The sequence below is a fragment of the Exiguobacterium sp. s191 genome, assembly GCF_018618955.1.
GTDB classification, from domain to species: Bacteria; Bacillota; Bacilli; order Exiguobacteriales; family Exiguobacteriaceae; genus Exiguobacterium_A; species Exiguobacterium_A abrahamii.
Window position 1 is genome coordinate 482680 of record NZ_JACSNC010000001.1, and the last position, 14280, is coordinate 496959.

Here is a 14280-nt window from a genome sequence, read left to right on the forward strand (position 1 = left end):
TCGACTGAGAAAGGAGGAAGACACGGTGAATAATTCACACATTCGTTATGAAGCATTGCATCCGCTCGTCGAAGAGATTCTTGAAAAACTGAGTGAACGGATTGGCGTCAACACGTTGTTTTTTGCATTGAACGACTCCTATAGCAACTTTGTCGTCAAGGCGATTAATCAAGAACGACAATTGATTGAAGAAGGCTCGACCCATGTCTTCCAACATGTCCTCTGTAAGTTGGTCGTCGATGAGACGGACGGGAAGGTCTCGATCAATGAATTGCTCAACGATCCATTGACTGTCAATCATCCGGTCACGAAAGCACTTGGAAACGGTAGCTTTTTAGGGGTGGCGATCAAAAACGCAGAGAACGAGAAAATCGGCACGTTATGTGCCTTTGACGATCAACCATTCGACTTCAAGGAACAGGACATCGCGCTCGTCGAACGATATGCAGATATCATCAGTAAATCAATCAATGTCGAAACATACGTTATTAAGGATGCCCTGACCGACGTCTATAACGAACGCTATATGAATCGTTTAATTTCGAGTGTGACGATTCATCCAGCTTTCTTGATGGTCTTGAACCTCGACCGTTTTCATGCGATCAATGCTACGCACGGTTACCGGATAGGGAATGAAGTGTTACGTGAAATTGCAAGTCGTCTAAAATATGTACCGTTACCGAATCATGTCGTCGGACGGATGGATGGTAATGAGTTCGTCGTATTGGCAGAACTTGAGCAAGAGCAAGAATTCGAACAGCATGCAATAGACTATGCCCGCATCGTCACGGAAGCGATCGAGCAACCAATCGTTGGTGTCGCGGACGAACCGATTCACGTGACGGCATCGTCTGGTGTCAGTCTCTTGACGGGTGACATGGCGAGTCGTCAGACGCAGATTTATGCGGCGGAAGCTTTGATGCAACAAGTCAAACACGACGGGAAACGACGGACCTCGTTCGTCAATCCGAACCGACATGCGGAGCAGCACCCGTTTGCATCGGTCCTTGAATCAGAGCTGTCGCATGCACTGGAACGGGGGCAGTTCGAACTTTATTACCAATGGATCGTCGATGCGAAACAAGAACATTATGTCGCAGTAGAAGCACTTTTGCGCTGGAACCACCCAGTGCTTGGCTTCGTCAGTCCGACGGATTTCATTCCGATTGCTGAGAAGATGGAGATTTTTCCGGACATTGGTCGATTTACGATCTGTCAGGCAATCTTGGATCAACGCCGGTTAGAAGAAACGTTTGGTCGTAAGATTTCCGTCGCCGTCAATCTATCGGCAAATCAGTTCGAGTCGGATCAACTATTTTCCGAGTTAATTCGACTAACAGAAGAGTCTTACTTCCCGAATGAGCGTCTCATTCTTGAAATTCGTGAGGAAGTACTGCAAACACGTCGTCGTTTTGCGATCAAACGCTTGGAACAGTTACGCCAAGCAGGCTATCGTCTGACCGTCGATCATTTCGGCAGTCATTATGCGTCGCTCAATTCGTTGTTACGCTTACCTGTTCAAGCGGTCAAACTCGATCCGATTTTTACACGTCGACTCGTTCAAAATCAGTTGGAGCGCTCGATGATTCGCTCTGTCCATTCCTTGACGTCGACGTTGAACATCGCGCTCGTGATTCAGGAAGTCGAAACACCGTCACAGCTGCAACACATTCAAACGTTAGATGAGTTATTGTATGTGCAAGGATACGAGGTCCATCATCCTCAGCCCATCGATCAACTGCTCGTCGAAGACATCATGCGAGGACGTGCTGAGGTTTAACCGTTCTTCAGTCGGGAATACCTTAAAAGGTGGAACAAGTACATTTTAAGGGGGATGCCAAATGGCTGATCAACACGATAAAGAAACGGATCCAATTACTTCAGGTAACCGAATGACGAAGGATGAGATTGCGGGGCGTGATCCGCAGAACCATGCGGAGGTTCCGGAAAAATCGAAGGATGAAAAAGAATCGAAGCATCCAGATCAAGAAGCAGACACATCAAGTGAAGAAGCTTCAAGTGAAGAGGCTCCCGATTTGTCCCATGCTTCAGATGAAGATGGGGATGTCCAGCCGTCTGATGAAGACAACCAACAAGATAAAGAATGACTAAAAATAAGGGTAATCGACGTTCGGCAGTAATGCCACGCGTCGATTGCCCTTTTTAGTGTAGTGTTCTCGAATGTTACTCGCCACCGCCGCCGCCGTCACCACCACCATCAAATCCTCCGTCGATCCCGCCGTCTGTCGCATGGGACGTGTCGGTCAAATCAACAGGGAAGAGTAAGAACGGAATCGCGTCGGCGCCGTCCGGTGGGAGAATCGAAGTTGGGAAGAGCTGTTGCAGGATCGTTTGTTGACTCAAGTATAATCGGATTGCCGTCAAATAGACTAAGTCCTTCCGGTATTTAAAATGTAAATCAGAGCGTAACGCCTCTGCCATTTGTTCGAGTGACGAAGCGTGAACGTTTGGATCACCGAGTAACGCAAGCATGCCGTGGAACGACAGCGGAACATGGTGTTTACGATGTATCTTACGGGATGCCTCCACTTGTGCGATATAGCGATCCCAATCGTCTTCAGGCAATAAAGCGAATAACAAGGCGACGACATACGTCTGTTGAGCGCGTCCGAACCGTCGTTTGAGTCGTTGATAGACCATCTCGATACGCAAGGCGAGTTCGTCTAACTCACCGCGTGTCGTAGCGTGAAAATAGACGAAAGAGATCAATAGCGGTGACACGATGAACCGATGTTGTTTTTTGAGGCGTGTGTATAGTTGTACCGTTCGTTCGAGTACCGCGTCCTGTGGAGTAAGACGGCTGATGAACAGGGCAGTAGAGTAGGCATTCAAGGGATGCGACAAGCGATGCGATTTAAAATAGCCATGAATCGACATCATCTCAGCAATCCGACTCGGTGTGTGGGCGTCAAAGGCATGAATCTTCGAAGCAAGCAATAATGCCTGGGTCGTTTGTGTATGCAAGCGTATTTTCAAGTCATCTGCTGTCTCAAGCAACACACTTGCGGAAACCTGCTCCGTTCCGATCGTTCGGTCGAATGCCAGTTCGATCAGAATACCATCCTGATAGGTTCTGAATTCTGGTCCGATGTGATCCAGCTGTCGCAAGAAAGTCGTCGCGATCTCCATGACTGTTCCTCCTCTGCCTTTTCTTCTAGTGTATCACGCAGTGAAAGCGTTCTCTTATTTTTTCAGTTGGGTGTCAATTAATTGTTCTGCTGCGCGCCGGTACAAGTTACTCATATGAGCCATCGCTAAGATCTGTTCCAGTGGGTCGGTCGTCGAAACGGTCAGAGCCTCTCGTTCCGTTACGAAGCGGGCTGTATTTCGCTCTGCTAACATGAGATATTCACGGTAAAACCCTTCAAGATCGAGTTGATCCTGTTCGATCCCTTCGTTCAAGGGCGCGAGAATCGTCTTGATATCATTGATCGAAAACGAACTTTTCAATTGATAAATTAAGCTGATCAGAATCAAGTGCTCCTTCGTATATTTTTTATTCGTGACCGGAAAGAATAATTTCTTTTTGGCATAATTGTTGATCATCGTCTTCGTCAAAATCGTCTCGTCTGCACTTCGCGTCGTTTCCTCGAATGTCCGCTCGAACAGTTGGATGACTTGATCCATATAGAGATCGATATTCGGGATATCTTCGAGCCGTAATTGACGATCGTATCTCGTGTCGTCAGAATGTGTCATAAAAAAACCTCCAAAATCGCTAAAATAGGACTTTCTACTTCTCCATCATATGATAGAATACGTATATAACGCCATGTAGTATTCGAAACTACATATCAGGGGAGGAACGAAAGTGAAAGCTTATATGAGAGAACCGATTAATGGATTAACGCATCTTGGAGGAGCTGTCTTTGCTTTTGTCGGGTTACTGGCACTTGTCATTAAGGCATCGTTAGAACGGGGGGCATCACTTGCGATCGTTGCAGCGATTATTTTTGGTGTCAGTATGATGGCGCTCTATGCCGTCTCAGCGACCTACCATATGGTGCTTGCGAGCGACCGGGCGATCGCAATCTGGCGTCGGTTGGATCATTCGATGATTTATCTGTTGATTGCCGGGTCTTACGCACCGTTTTGCCTCGTCAGTCTGAACGGCCCGACCGGTTGGGTCTTGTTCAGCATCGTCATGTTGATTGCAGTCTCTGGAATCACCTTTAAATTGGTTTGGTTCAACAGTCCACGTTGGTTATCAACGACGCTCTACATCGGAATGGGCTGGATCATGGTATTTGCGATCACGCCACTCGCGCAAGTCTTATCACCGCTCGGCATCGGATTGTTGTTCCTTGGTGGTATCTTCTATACGATTGGTGGCATCATCTATGGGCTGAAGCCACGTATCTTATCGTTCAAACATCTTGGATTCCATGAAATCTTCCATATCTTCGTACTACTGGGTAGCCTAGCGCATTTCCTATGTGTCTACTTCTTCGTCTTGTGAGGATGTCCTCCTTCAGTCAATGGCTGAAGGAGTTTTTTTGTGTCTGATGGAAAATACAGGAGAAGTCGAGTGTCCTCACGAATGAAAGAACGAATAGATCACGCATAGGGAGGAAAAACATGAAACACACACGATGGCAGTTAGAGACACTCTACACGATAGATGACGTCAAAGCAGGAATTGCTACGATACAAGCCGCGTTGACGAAACATCCGGCTAATGTGGCAGAACAGGTCGAGCGTTATCAGCAAGTCGCGCGCGACGTCGAGGAATGGAGCGACTTCATTTATTGTCTGTACGCTGAAGATGTCACGCGCTCAGAAGTCCATCCATTGCTCGAAGAGATCGAAATCGTGCAAGCGATGGTGCGCAGTGAGGCAGCAGCACTCGATACGAAGATCGCCGCACTGTCACAAGAAGAGTGGGAGGAGCTCGTCACGGGTTCACCATACGCCTTTTTCTTGAATGAACGCCGTGACATCCAGTCCCGTCGTGCACCACTAGTTCAGGAACAATTGTTGCAGGATCTCGGTGTGGACGGGTTCCAAGGCTGGGGGCAGCTCTACAAACAGCGCTTCATGGCATTGCGCGTCGACTTGGATAATAAGCAGGTCACGATTGGTCAAGGGCTACACGAAGCGATGTTCGCACCTGACCGTTCGGCTCGTTTAGCGGCAGCGACAGCAGTTGACACCGCGTGTGCACAAGAAGCTGACTTGTTTGCGACGATTCTGAACCGGATTGCCGGCTTCAGACTGCAATCCTACAAGATGCGGAACTGGGAGCAACCGTTGACCGAGTTGCTTGAGCAGAACCGGATCTCGGAAGCGAGCCTAACAGCGATGATGGAAGCACTCGATCAACACCGCGACCTCTTTCACGCCTATTACGCTCGCAAGATTGCCCAGGCGGAGCGGATGACGGGAGAATGGCATGATTTTGAGACGAACACCTATCGTTCCGCGCGTCACGTTTCGTTTGAGATGGCAGAGACCATCGTCACGACACAATTCAAACGATTGAATCCGCAGCTCGGCGCCTTCGCGGAAAACGTGTTTAGTGAGGGATGGGTCGATGCAGAGAATCGTCCTGGAAAAGCAGAGGGCGGATTCTGCGCTGCCTTTCCGATTGCCAAGGAGAGCCGGATCTTCATGACGTACCGCGACAGTTATCCGGACGTCGCGACGCTCGCTCATGAATTCGGTCATGCCTATCATAATTATTTACTGCAAGATGAACCCTATTTAAATCAAGTCAAAGGAACGAGCATCGCGGAGACGGCTTCGACGTTCATGGAGAATCTCGTGCTCGATGCTGCCATCAAAGAGACGACGGAACGGGAGGAAGTGCTCGCTCTCCTAGAGGTCAAGATCCGAGAAGGGTTAAAATATGCCAGCATCGTTCCCGGCATGTTCCGGTTCGAGCAACGGTTTTATGCGGAACGTCAGCAAGGGACGGTCAGTGCCGAACGGTTAAGTGAACTCCTGCAAGAGGAAGAACGGTTAGCCTATGGTCCGGTATTGCCTGAACCGGCGCGCTATAAATGGATGTACATCAGTCACTTATTCAATCCGAATCTTGCATTCTACAACATTCCCTACACGATCGGTTATCTGCTCAGCAATAGTCTGTATCAGACGGTTCAAGCGGATCCGAGTCAATTTTCGACAGTCTTTGAAGCCGTCATGCATGATTCCGGTCAAGCGACAATCGATGAGATCGTTAACCGTCATCTCGACGCTGATCCGACATCTGTCGCGTTTTGGATGGAAGCCCAGCAACCGATCGTCCAGGCAATTGAGCAGTACCTGAAGTTAACGGAATCCTCTCTCTCCGTCGATTGAAGACGAATCGAAACGGGAACAGAAATGTAGGGAGGGATGCGGATGTATGAACAGGAGAAACAATTAGTCGCTGAGGCAGCACTAACTTACGTGAAAAATGGGATGATAGTGGGTCTTGGGACGGGTTCGACGACGGAACGATTCATCGAGGCGCTTGGTCCACTTGTGCAGGCGGGACTACAGATTCAAGGTGTGGCGACGTCACTTGCGACGGTCCGACTCGCGGAACAGTTACACATTCCGTTGATCGACTTGGAAGAGGGAATGGAAATCGATGTGACGATTGATGGGATCGATCAGATTGACGGACAATTTCAAACGATCAAAGGTGGTGGCGGTGCACTATTTCGCGAGAAAATCGTCGCACTGATGAGTCGGGAATTGCTCTATCTGACCGATTCCTCGAAGTTCGTCCATCATTTAAGCGGACCGTTACCGGTTGAACTGGATCCGTTTGCCTTACCGTATGTACGACAACGGTTGCGTGATAAGCATGTCTCCGCAACGTTGCGGCTGAAAGACAATCGTCCCTTCGTTACAGATGGAGGTCACGTGATTCTTGACGTGGAATTATCAGCCATCTCGGACGTCCGAGTATTCGCAAAAGAAGTGAAGAGTTGGTCTGGGGTGCTTGAGACCGGTTACTTCGAGCGACAGCCCGATCATGTCCTGACGGTCGAAGAGGGAAAGGTCAAACGTATCGCGCATCCACGACTGCGTGACGGCGGTGGGTTGGTTTAAGAAAGAAAGAAGGAAACCGTATGGGCTTGAAAAAACGGTATTTATTTGGAGCAGGTGTCATTGCCGGTGCGAGTCTACTGTTGTTCAGGAAGCGGGAACAGGGCACACAGACCGATGCGCTACGTAATTATTTAGCGCATCTCGATCAGGATCCGAGTCCCGATGCTGCGAAAGACCCGGATGAGGTCGGATTGACGAAACTTGATTCGATCTATCGGTCGGAGTGGCAAGCGAATGGTTTTCCGCGTTCGCGGACAGAGCTAGAAGAGCTTGAAAAATAGTGGCAGTCAACTATGAGTAATTAAAACGGCTAAAGTCCGGATTTGAACGGACTTTAGCCGTTTAGTTGTGAGCGTAGTAAAAATTGAACGCAATACATAGAAAATTAAAAATGTTCAGCAGGAGGAAATGTATGTATAGTTGGTCAAGAAAAGTGAGGCGTATGTGGTTGAAGTTTGGCTGGATTGTGATCATCGCTTGTTTCGTTGTTATCGTTGGTTCATTCGTTTTAATCATGAATGGCAATCCGATCAAAGAAAAAGAAATCGGAAAACGATTGGAAGTAGATTTAGAGCGAGAGTATAAAACGAAATTTGACCTAGAGTACACTCGTTACGATGCGACTAGAAGCGAATATGGGGCAATTTTTCATACGAACGAACCGGATAAGAAGGACGATGTCTCGTTCTATGCAACGTATCATAATGATTATGAATTGTACGATACATATCGGGAAGAAATTTGGTCACGTGATATTCGTAAAGCAGTCTCTAAAGAAGCAAAAGAGGTGTACGGTAACAATTTTATTAGGATCGAAGTGAACTCTCCACCAGAATTATTCATAGATGACGTAAAACTAAATAATGTATTGCAATATACCGAATTGAGCGAAGAATCGATGCGATATGTGCAGATCATGGTGAACGTACATAAGGAAGCGCGACACACGGTGAAAAAAGACTTGGCAAAATTAGTGACGAAAATGAAAGACGGATCGATGAAGGCTGGAAAGGTGATCGTGATGGGAGCAGATGACGAGAAGGCTACAGCATTTCGTTCATGGGTATGGATTGATGTAACGAACCTTCCAAAGGATTTTAAAATGTCTGAGTTCAATAAGTTATTGGAATGGGATAACACATTTACGACTGTAAAACCATGAAAAGACCGTTCAGAAAGTTGAATGGTCTTTTTATATAGAGTCGCTGTTAAAATTTTATGAGTATGCTTTCATGAAGATGATTGGTTGCTTTACATATTAAAAGTCAAAAACAACAATCATCTTCGAAACGTTTCAAGCTCGTAACAAGACACTTTATTTATATGTTTATTACTTGAAGCTAAACTTTAATTTCCTCTTTAAGTTAAAAAATGGAATAGTGATTTATTTTTGAACTAAAATCGATTTAATAAAAGCCATCAAAGATATGGTAAAAGTACTGGAGCCTCATACAGTAGAAATATTTAAAAAGATTTAGTATATAACTTTTTACCCTGTAAATAAGTGAGTTTGCCGAGTTGTAAGTTAATTGATTTTAAGTAAGTTGCTTCAAAAAATAGATAAGGATCATATAGATTATTAGACAGAGTTACTACCTTTTTTAAGGTCTTTCCATCCACATCTCGTAAAAATAATGAATTATTCTCTGAGACTATATAGTTACCGTTTAAGAAATCAATAGCCTCTATCGTGATGGTAGTGATATTTTTATTTTTGAACACATGATCGTTTGTCTTGTAAACCATTACTTTAGTTTGTCCTGTCACATAGTCGTAAAGATCGAATCGATGACGATAAGTAGTGACTGCGCTTAAAAAGGCGATTCCTTCATCATAATGGATATAGTTTAATTTCTCACAGTTTGAAGGTGTGAGAAGTTTTCCTTTACCAATTTCTAAGAGAGTAGAGCGATAACTTTTAACATTCATTTTATAGAAAGATCTGTTTTTGACATAAAAGATATCTTTATCGGACATCCAAAAGTCCTGCACATCAGTTACGAGAATTTTTCGTTCTTTTCCGGTTGAAGAAATACGGATCAAATCCCCTTTACTATTGCTTTTATTCGAGACAAAATAGACGTATTTTCCATCGCTTCCAATGTGTCCTCTTCGTCCGTTGATATTTGCCCCTTTTACAGTGGAAATTACTCCGTTTTTAGAGCGGAATCGAAGTTCATATTTTTCAAAAGCTAACATACAAACAGAGTCGATAAAATGATTTTTTTCATTTTCTGTATAAAAAAGATTATCACCGGCGGATACAACATTAGTAATGGTATACGGATAAGTAGGAGATTCATTTTTCGCTGCATGAACTAATTTACCATTTTGATAAATTCCAGAGCTTATACCTTGTTGCTTTGGAACTGTATAGTAAGGTGATGTAGCATCTACATGGATAGCAAGGGCACAAAAGGTCAAAAGTAAGAGTATAACTTTTTTCAAATGCATCTTCTCCTTAAATTAAATAAAATAGTAACTTCACATTTATTATTTTAAATGTAAGATCAGAAAATAATATCCTATTTTTGTAAAAAAGATAAGTGTGTTTTTTAAGAAAAAATATAGATTGTTTGTATAATTAATGGTAAAACATTTCTTAAGTATCAATGATTCGAAAATCCCTTTAAAAATGATTGTGATAAAAAATAAGTCAATCTTGATAAATATCCTAATTTTCATGTTTTTTAATTTTCGGGATAAGCTATATTGAATTCATAATGAGAAGACCTGCCGACTTCACTTTCCATTATTCTTGAGTAAAAAAGGTTGGTGAGAGTTAACCTTACTAATAAAAAGAATTACAAAGGATTTAGTGAAGCGAAATAGTTCGCTCTCGTTTTCACCCAGTTAAAAAAACAAGGTACAGAAACGTCAAAAAAGATTGGTTACTATTTCTTTATGTTTTGAACTTTCCCTCTTTCATTTATTTTTTCAAACGTTACTCAAAATCTCCTCATTTGAAATACAAAATTAAGAGTTGTCCACAATCTAAACAGCCCTAGATCCTAATGATCCAGGGCTGTTTTCATGTGTTTTAATATGTAAGCGATCCTGCAATGATCAAACCGATCGAAATCGATAAGAAAAGGAGCAGCAAGCCGACTGCTTCGTTATTCGCATCAATCTCTTTCGTCATGCTCAAACGTGGAATCAATAAATCTGCAAGATAGAACAAGACGATTTGTAAGACGATCGCGAGTGCACCCCATAACACCATATCGAGAATGCTGACAGAGTTTGAAATACTCGAATAGAGGACGATGGCGAGACCAAGAATACGTCCACCGAAGGCGTAGACGGCCGCTTTCTTCCCGTTACGGATGAGTTCGAGTTCCTTCGATTTCGTCGTCACCTCGAACAGGACGACACCGATTGCAAGGAGTACGGTCGCGACACCGATATACGAGAGCGTTGAAAGAAATAGATCACTGAATGTCATGCTGGTACCTCCATCATGATTTTTTATTTTTTTTGCGTTGTTCGTATGCAACATACAATTCAAGCAGTGCTCCGACGAGAATACCTGCTGATACATACAAATAGAAGTTGTCACCAATGAATCCGAACAAGAGACCTAAAATGAGGCCGATCAGGATATAGGGACCTTTTGCTAACTTCATGCCAATCACCTACCTCTTCTTTAAAGGTAGCGGATTTCAGAGGTGGCGTCCATCGTTATTCTTGAAAGCTGACGGCAGATTCTGCATTAGGAGAAAACAGGACGACTTGATTCCGTCCTTGTTGCTTTGCCTGATAGAGGGCAGCATCCGCATCCAGTAGAAGATCGTCGATTTGCAGTGTCGTCTCATCGTACGCGGCTAAACCAAACGATGCCGTGAGCGATAGCTCTGTCGTCGCTAGTCGGAACGTACTAGAAGCGATCCGTTCACGTAATTGTTCTGCTAAAGGCAGGACTTCAGCAAGCGGAACACCCTCAAACAGGACCGAAAATTCCTCGCCGCCGTTACGGGATAAATACCCGCTTTCTGCTACTCCATCGCGCAGTCGATTGGCGAACTGTCGTAGCACCTCGTCGCCCGCCTCATGTCCATACGTATCGTTGACCTGTTTAAAATGATCAATATCGATCGTCAACAACACGACCGACTGTTTGTTTAGGATCAATCGCTGTTTGACATCCGTATAGTATTCGTTGAAGGCGCGTGAATTATTTAATCCTGTTAAAAAGTCGAGTTGCGCTTTTTGCCGAAGCATCCGTAATGATTGTTTGGTCAACCGAATATCACGGATGATCACTAGGGCGAGCCAACTACTGACGAAGGAAGCAGGAATGACGACTGCCATCACTTCAAGTAGAAGAATCTGTTTCGGTAAGACAATCCATAAGACAAGAGCGTGTAAAGCCGTCGCATAGATTGTCACGAGTGTGAATGTTCGTTTTGCATAGGGTGGCATCTCGCGAACGATTAAGCTCGTTCCTAAGGCGACGGCGACGATGAAACCGAATGCGGTGAAGGCTGCTAGATTCGTTCCTAAACTGAAACGATAGATGATGATCGCGATCGTCACGATCGTTGTCGGGATGGCGCCACCAAAGTAGGCAGCGACGACGACCGGAATATGACGCAAATCAACCATGACGCCAGGTGCTGCTTCAATCGTCATCTGCATGAGTAGTAAAGAGATGACACTTAGGGCAAGACCGTACAGCACGCGCGTTAGACGTGGGGAGTCACGGGTGATTGGAAGCGGTGATAATTTTCCGAGCAGATAGAAACCAGCCATTAATAGCGTCACGTTATGCAAGACGTCAAAAAGGATGCTTTTCATGAAATGTCCATCCTTTCAAATAAAAAGTACGTTACTTAAAAGACATACGCCATAAAAGGACTAACTCCTGTTCCTTGAAAAAATAATCTATCTGATGTAATTGTGTCTATAATGTGAACTTATGATTTCTATAAGCTGTACTTATAGTTTGACGGAATTTAATTGACCTCCTCGATACTGCGTTGTTAAATGATGAAGAAGCGATATGAAAGCGCTTACTAAAATCGAAGGAGATCTACTTATGGAACTTGTCATCATTCTTCTTGCCTTATCCCTATTGATGTTCGTTGCCTATCGTGGTTTTTCGGTCATCCTATTTGCGCCAATCTGTGCCTTGTTCGCCGTCTTACTGACGAACCCGGATTGGGTGTTACCCTTCTTCTCGAATATCTTCATGGAAAAGATGGTCGGCTTCATCAAGGCGTACTTCCCGGTCTTCCTCCTCGGAGCGATTTTCGGAAAAGTCGTTGAGATGTCTGGTATCGCAGAATCGATCGCAAAGACGATCATCCGCATGATCGGTGCGAAACGCGCCATTCTTGCCATCGTCTTACTCGGCGCCATTCTTACATATAGCGGTGTCAGCCTGTTCGTCGTCGTCTTCGCTGTTTATCCGTTCGCAGCGAACTTGTTCCGCGAAGCGAACATCCCGAAACGCCTCATCCCGGGAACAATCGCACTTGGTGCATTCACGTTCACGATGGATGCCTTACCAGGAACACCACAGATTCAAAACGTCATCCCAACGACGTTCTTCAAAACGGATATCTACGCTGCACCGATCATGGGAACGGTCGGTGGATTGTTCATCCTAGTCGTCGGCATGTGGTATCTCGAGTCACGTAAGAAAAAAGCCCATCAAGCGGGGGAAGGATACGCTGGATTTGAAGCAACAGCTGCAAGTGCCGCACCGCAAATGGAGTTGAAGAACGAACCAGAAATGACGCTCGAGACGGATCGTCAACCGGTCTATCGGCAAGTCCTTGCCTTCGTTCCACTCGTCCTCGTTGCCGTCATGAACAAAGTCTTCACACTCTCGATTCCGAAATGGTATCCGGAAGGATTTGATTTTTCAGCAATTGGTCTAGAAGCATTCGGAAAGATCGAGACACCGGCCGTTCTTGCGATCTGGTCCGTCCAAATGGCGTTATTGATTGGAATTCTCGCAGCGATGCTGTATGACTTCCCGAAGATCAAGACGAATTTCCAAGCTGGTCTGAACGTCAGTATCGGTGGCGCGCTCCTAGCGGTCATGAATACAGGTGCTGAGTATGGTTTCGGAGGCGTCATCGCGGCATTACCAGGATTCAAGTCCGTCTCAAGCGGGATCTCAGAGACATTCACGAATCCGCTCGTCAACGGAGCCGTCACGACGACAACACTAGCTGGTGTCACCGGTTCCGCATCAGGTGGAATGGGGATCGCGTTAAGTGCGATGTCGGATAAATATACGCAAGCCATCACATCAGGCGGCGTACCACCGGAAGTCATGCACCGCGTCATCTCGATGGCGTCCGGCGGAATGGATACGTTACCGCATAACGGTGCCGTCATCACGTTACTTGCCGTTACGGGGCTGACGCATCGTCAGTCGTATAAGGACATCTTCATGATTACGATCCTCAAGACAGTGACGGTCTTCTTGATGATCGGATTGTATAGCTTGACTGGCTTGTACTAAGGATTTTTAAAGGGGGCATCATCAGATGAAACAGGGGAAAGTATACGAATCATTCGCGGAAGCAACAGCAGACATCTTTGACGGGGCGACGCTAGTCGTAGGGGGCTTCGGACTCTGCGGAATCCCGGAAAAATCAATTACCGCGTTGCAAGAGAAGGGCGTCAAGGATTTGACGGTCGTCAGTAACAACTGTGGCGTCGATGACTTCGGACTCGGTCTCCTCTTGCAGACGCGACAAATCAAGAAGATGATTTCATCGTATGTCGGGGAAAACAAGACGTTCGAGCAACAATACCTCAGTGGCGAGATCGAAGTCGATCTCGTCCCACAAGGTACACTTGCCGAACGTATCCGTGCCGGCGGAGCTGGTATTCCCGGTTTCTATACACCAACAGGCGTCGGGACACCGATTGCTGAAGGAAAGGAACAAAAGGAGTTCGACGGGAAGACGTATCTCCTCGAAGAAGGAATCGTCGGCGATTTTGCGATCGTCAAGGCATGGAAAGCAGATCGACTCGGGAATCTCGTCTTCCGGAAGACGTCACGCAATTTTAACCCGATCGTCGCAACAGCCGGAAAAGTAACGATCGTTGAAGTCGAAGAACTGGTCGAAGTCGGTGAACTCGATCCGAACGAGATTCATACACCTGCTGTCTACGTCCAGCGCATCGTCGTCGGAACGGATTATGAAAAACGCATCGAACGCCGGACTGTCCGGGAAGCTTGAGGAGGAGACG

15 protein-coding genes are annotated in these 14280 nt (G+C 45.7%); 9 read left to right on the forward strand and 6 right to left on the reverse strand.

Annotated features, from left to right (window positions below; genetic code table 11):
• Window positions 1–25 precede the first annotated feature (25 nt).
• Window positions 26–1780 carry an EAL domain-containing protein gene (locus KNQ09_RS02450; protein WP_353049741.1) on the forward strand — a complete coding sequence of 585 codons (1755 nt, stop codon included), beginning with the start codon at window positions 26–28 and terminating at the stop codon, window positions 1778–1780.
• A gap of 61 nt (window positions 1781–1841) precedes the next feature.
• Window positions 1842–2108 carry a hypothetical protein gene (locus KNQ09_RS02455; RefSeq protein ID WP_214857217.1) on the forward strand — a complete coding sequence of 89 codons (267 nt, stop codon included), beginning with the start codon at window positions 1842–1844 and terminating at the stop codon, window positions 2106–2108.
• A 76-nt stretch (window positions 2109–2184) separates the two neighbouring features.
• Here KNQ09_RS02455 and KNQ09_RS02460 read toward each other — a convergent pair whose 3' ends face one another.
• Together KNQ09_RS02460 and KNQ09_RS02465 are read right to left on the reverse strand one after the other, a co-directional pair.
• A complete protein-coding gene (locus KNQ09_RS02460; RefSeq protein WP_214857218.1) occupies window positions 2185–3150 on the reverse strand; it encodes a DUF4003 family protein in 966 nt (321 codons plus the stop codon).
• 54 nt (window positions 3151–3204) lie between these two features.
• Window positions 3205–3720, reverse strand: a complete 516-nt coding sequence (locus KNQ09_RS02465) for a DUF1836 domain-containing protein (RefSeq protein ID WP_214857219.1) — start codon at window positions 3718–3720, stop codon at window positions 3205–3207.
• Between the two features lie 112 nt (window positions 3721–3832).
• Between KNQ09_RS02465 and trhA the strand changes: the two genes are divergently transcribed.
• From trhA to KNQ09_RS02490, 5 genes are all read left to right on the forward strand, one after another.
• The gene (trhA, locus tag KNQ09_RS02470) at window positions 3833–4480 is read left to right on the forward strand and encodes a PAQR family membrane homeostasis protein TrhA (RefSeq protein WP_023467814.1); all 648 of its coding nucleotides are present in this window, start codon (window positions 3833–3835) and stop codon (window positions 4478–4480) included.
• A gap of 119 nt (window positions 4481–4599) precedes the next feature.
• A complete protein-coding gene (locus KNQ09_RS02475) occupies window positions 4600–6324 on the forward strand; it encodes a M3 family oligoendopeptidase (RefSeq protein WP_214857220.1) in 1725 nt (574 codons plus the stop codon).
• A 42-nt stretch (window positions 6325–6366) separates the two neighbouring features.
• Window positions 6367–7065, forward strand: coding sequence for a ribose-5-phosphate isomerase RpiA (rpiA, locus tag KNQ09_RS02480; RefSeq protein WP_214857222.1), 699 nt, complete (start codon window positions 6367–6369; stop codon window positions 7063–7065).
• A 20-nt stretch (window positions 7066–7085) separates the two neighbouring features.
• Window positions 7086–7346, forward strand: coding sequence for a hypothetical protein (locus KNQ09_RS02485; protein WP_214857224.1), 261 nt, complete (start codon window positions 7086–7088; stop codon window positions 7344–7346).
• 131 nt (window positions 7347–7477) lie between these two features.
• The gene (locus KNQ09_RS02490) at window positions 7478–8227 is read left to right on the forward strand and encodes a hypothetical protein (RefSeq protein WP_214857225.1); all 750 of its coding nucleotides are present in this window, start codon (window positions 7478–7480) and stop codon (window positions 8225–8227) included.
• Window positions 8228–8529: 302 nt separating this feature from the next.
• On the opposite strand, the gene KNQ09_RS02495 is transcribed toward KNQ09_RS02490, so the two are convergent.
• From KNQ09_RS02495 to KNQ09_RS02510, 4 genes are all read right to left on the reverse strand, one after another.
• Entirely contained in the window at window positions 8530–9513 is a 984-nt protein-coding gene (locus KNQ09_RS02495) for a hypothetical protein (protein WP_214857227.1), read from the reverse strand.
• A gap of 592 nt (window positions 9514–10105) precedes the next feature.
• Window positions 10106–10510: a DUF350 domain-containing protein gene (locus KNQ09_RS02500; RefSeq protein WP_023467822.1), complete on the reverse strand. Its 405-nt coding sequence runs from the start codon at window positions 10508–10510 to the stop codon at window positions 10106–10108.
• Between the two features lie 13 nt (window positions 10511–10523).
• Entirely contained in the window at window positions 10524–10691 is a 168-nt protein-coding gene (locus KNQ09_RS02505; protein ID WP_023467823.1) for a hypothetical protein, read from the reverse strand.
• 55 nt (window positions 10692–10746) lie between these two features.
• A complete protein-coding gene (locus KNQ09_RS02510) occupies window positions 10747–11862 on the reverse strand; it encodes a GGDEF domain-containing protein (protein ID WP_214857229.1) in 1116 nt (371 codons plus the stop codon).
• A 241-nt stretch (window positions 11863–12103) separates the two neighbouring features.
• Between KNQ09_RS02510 and KNQ09_RS02515 the strand changes: the two genes are divergently transcribed.
• Window positions 12104–13543, forward strand: a complete 1440-nt coding sequence (locus tag KNQ09_RS02515) for a GntP family permease (RefSeq protein ID WP_035398062.1) — start codon at window positions 12104–12106, stop codon at window positions 13541–13543.
• Between the two features lie 25 nt (window positions 13544–13568).
• Window positions 13569–14270, forward strand: a complete 702-nt coding sequence (locus KNQ09_RS02520; protein WP_056060627.1) for a CoA transferase subunit A — start codon at window positions 13569–13571, stop codon at window positions 14268–14270.
• Window positions 14271–14280: the final 10 nt, after the last annotated feature.

Coding starts and splice junctions, on each gene's coding strand:
- KNQ09_RS02455 (WP_214857217.1), top strand. CDS start 1,842: ATGGCTGATCAACACGATAAAGAAACGGATCCAATTACTTCAGGTAAC.
- KNQ09_RS02460 (WP_214857218.1), bottom strand. CDS start 3,150: ATGGAGATCGCGACGACTTTCTTGCGACAGCTGGATCACATCGGACCA.
- KNQ09_RS02465 (WP_214857219.1), bottom strand. CDS start 3,720: ATGACACATTCTGACGACACGAGATACGATCGTCAATTACGGCTCGAA.
- KNQ09_RS02475 (WP_214857220.1), top strand. CDS start 4,600: ATGAAACACACACGATGGCAGTTAGAGACACTCTACACGATAGATGAC.
- rpiA (WP_214857222.1), top strand. CDS start 6,367: ATGTATGAACAGGAGAAACAATTAGTCGCTGAGGCAGCACTAACTTAC.
- KNQ09_RS02485 (WP_214857224.1), top strand. CDS start 7,086: ATGGGCTTGAAAAAACGGTATTTATTTGGAGCAGGTGTCATTGCCGGT.
- KNQ09_RS02490 (WP_214857225.1), top strand. CDS start 7,478: ATGTATAGTTGGTCAAGAAAAGTGAGGCGTATGTGGTTGAAGTTTGGC.
- KNQ09_RS02500 (WP_023467822.1), bottom strand. CDS start 10,510: ATGACATTCAGTGATCTATTTCTTTCAACGCTCTCGTATATCGGTGTC.
- KNQ09_RS02505 (WP_023467823.1), bottom strand. CDS start 10,691: ATGAAGTTAGCAAAAGGTCCCTATATCCTGATCGGCCTCATTTTAGGT.
- KNQ09_RS02510 (WP_214857229.1), bottom strand. CDS start 11,862: ATGAAAAGCATCCTTTTTGACGTCTTGCATAACGTGACGCTATTAATG.
- KNQ09_RS02515 (WP_035398062.1), top strand. CDS start 12,104: ATGGAACTTGTCATCATTCTTCTTGCCTTATCCCTATTGATGTTCGTT.
- KNQ09_RS02520 (WP_056060627.1), top strand. CDS start 13,569: ATGAAACAGGGGAAAGTATACGAATCATTCGCGGAAGCAACAGCAGAC.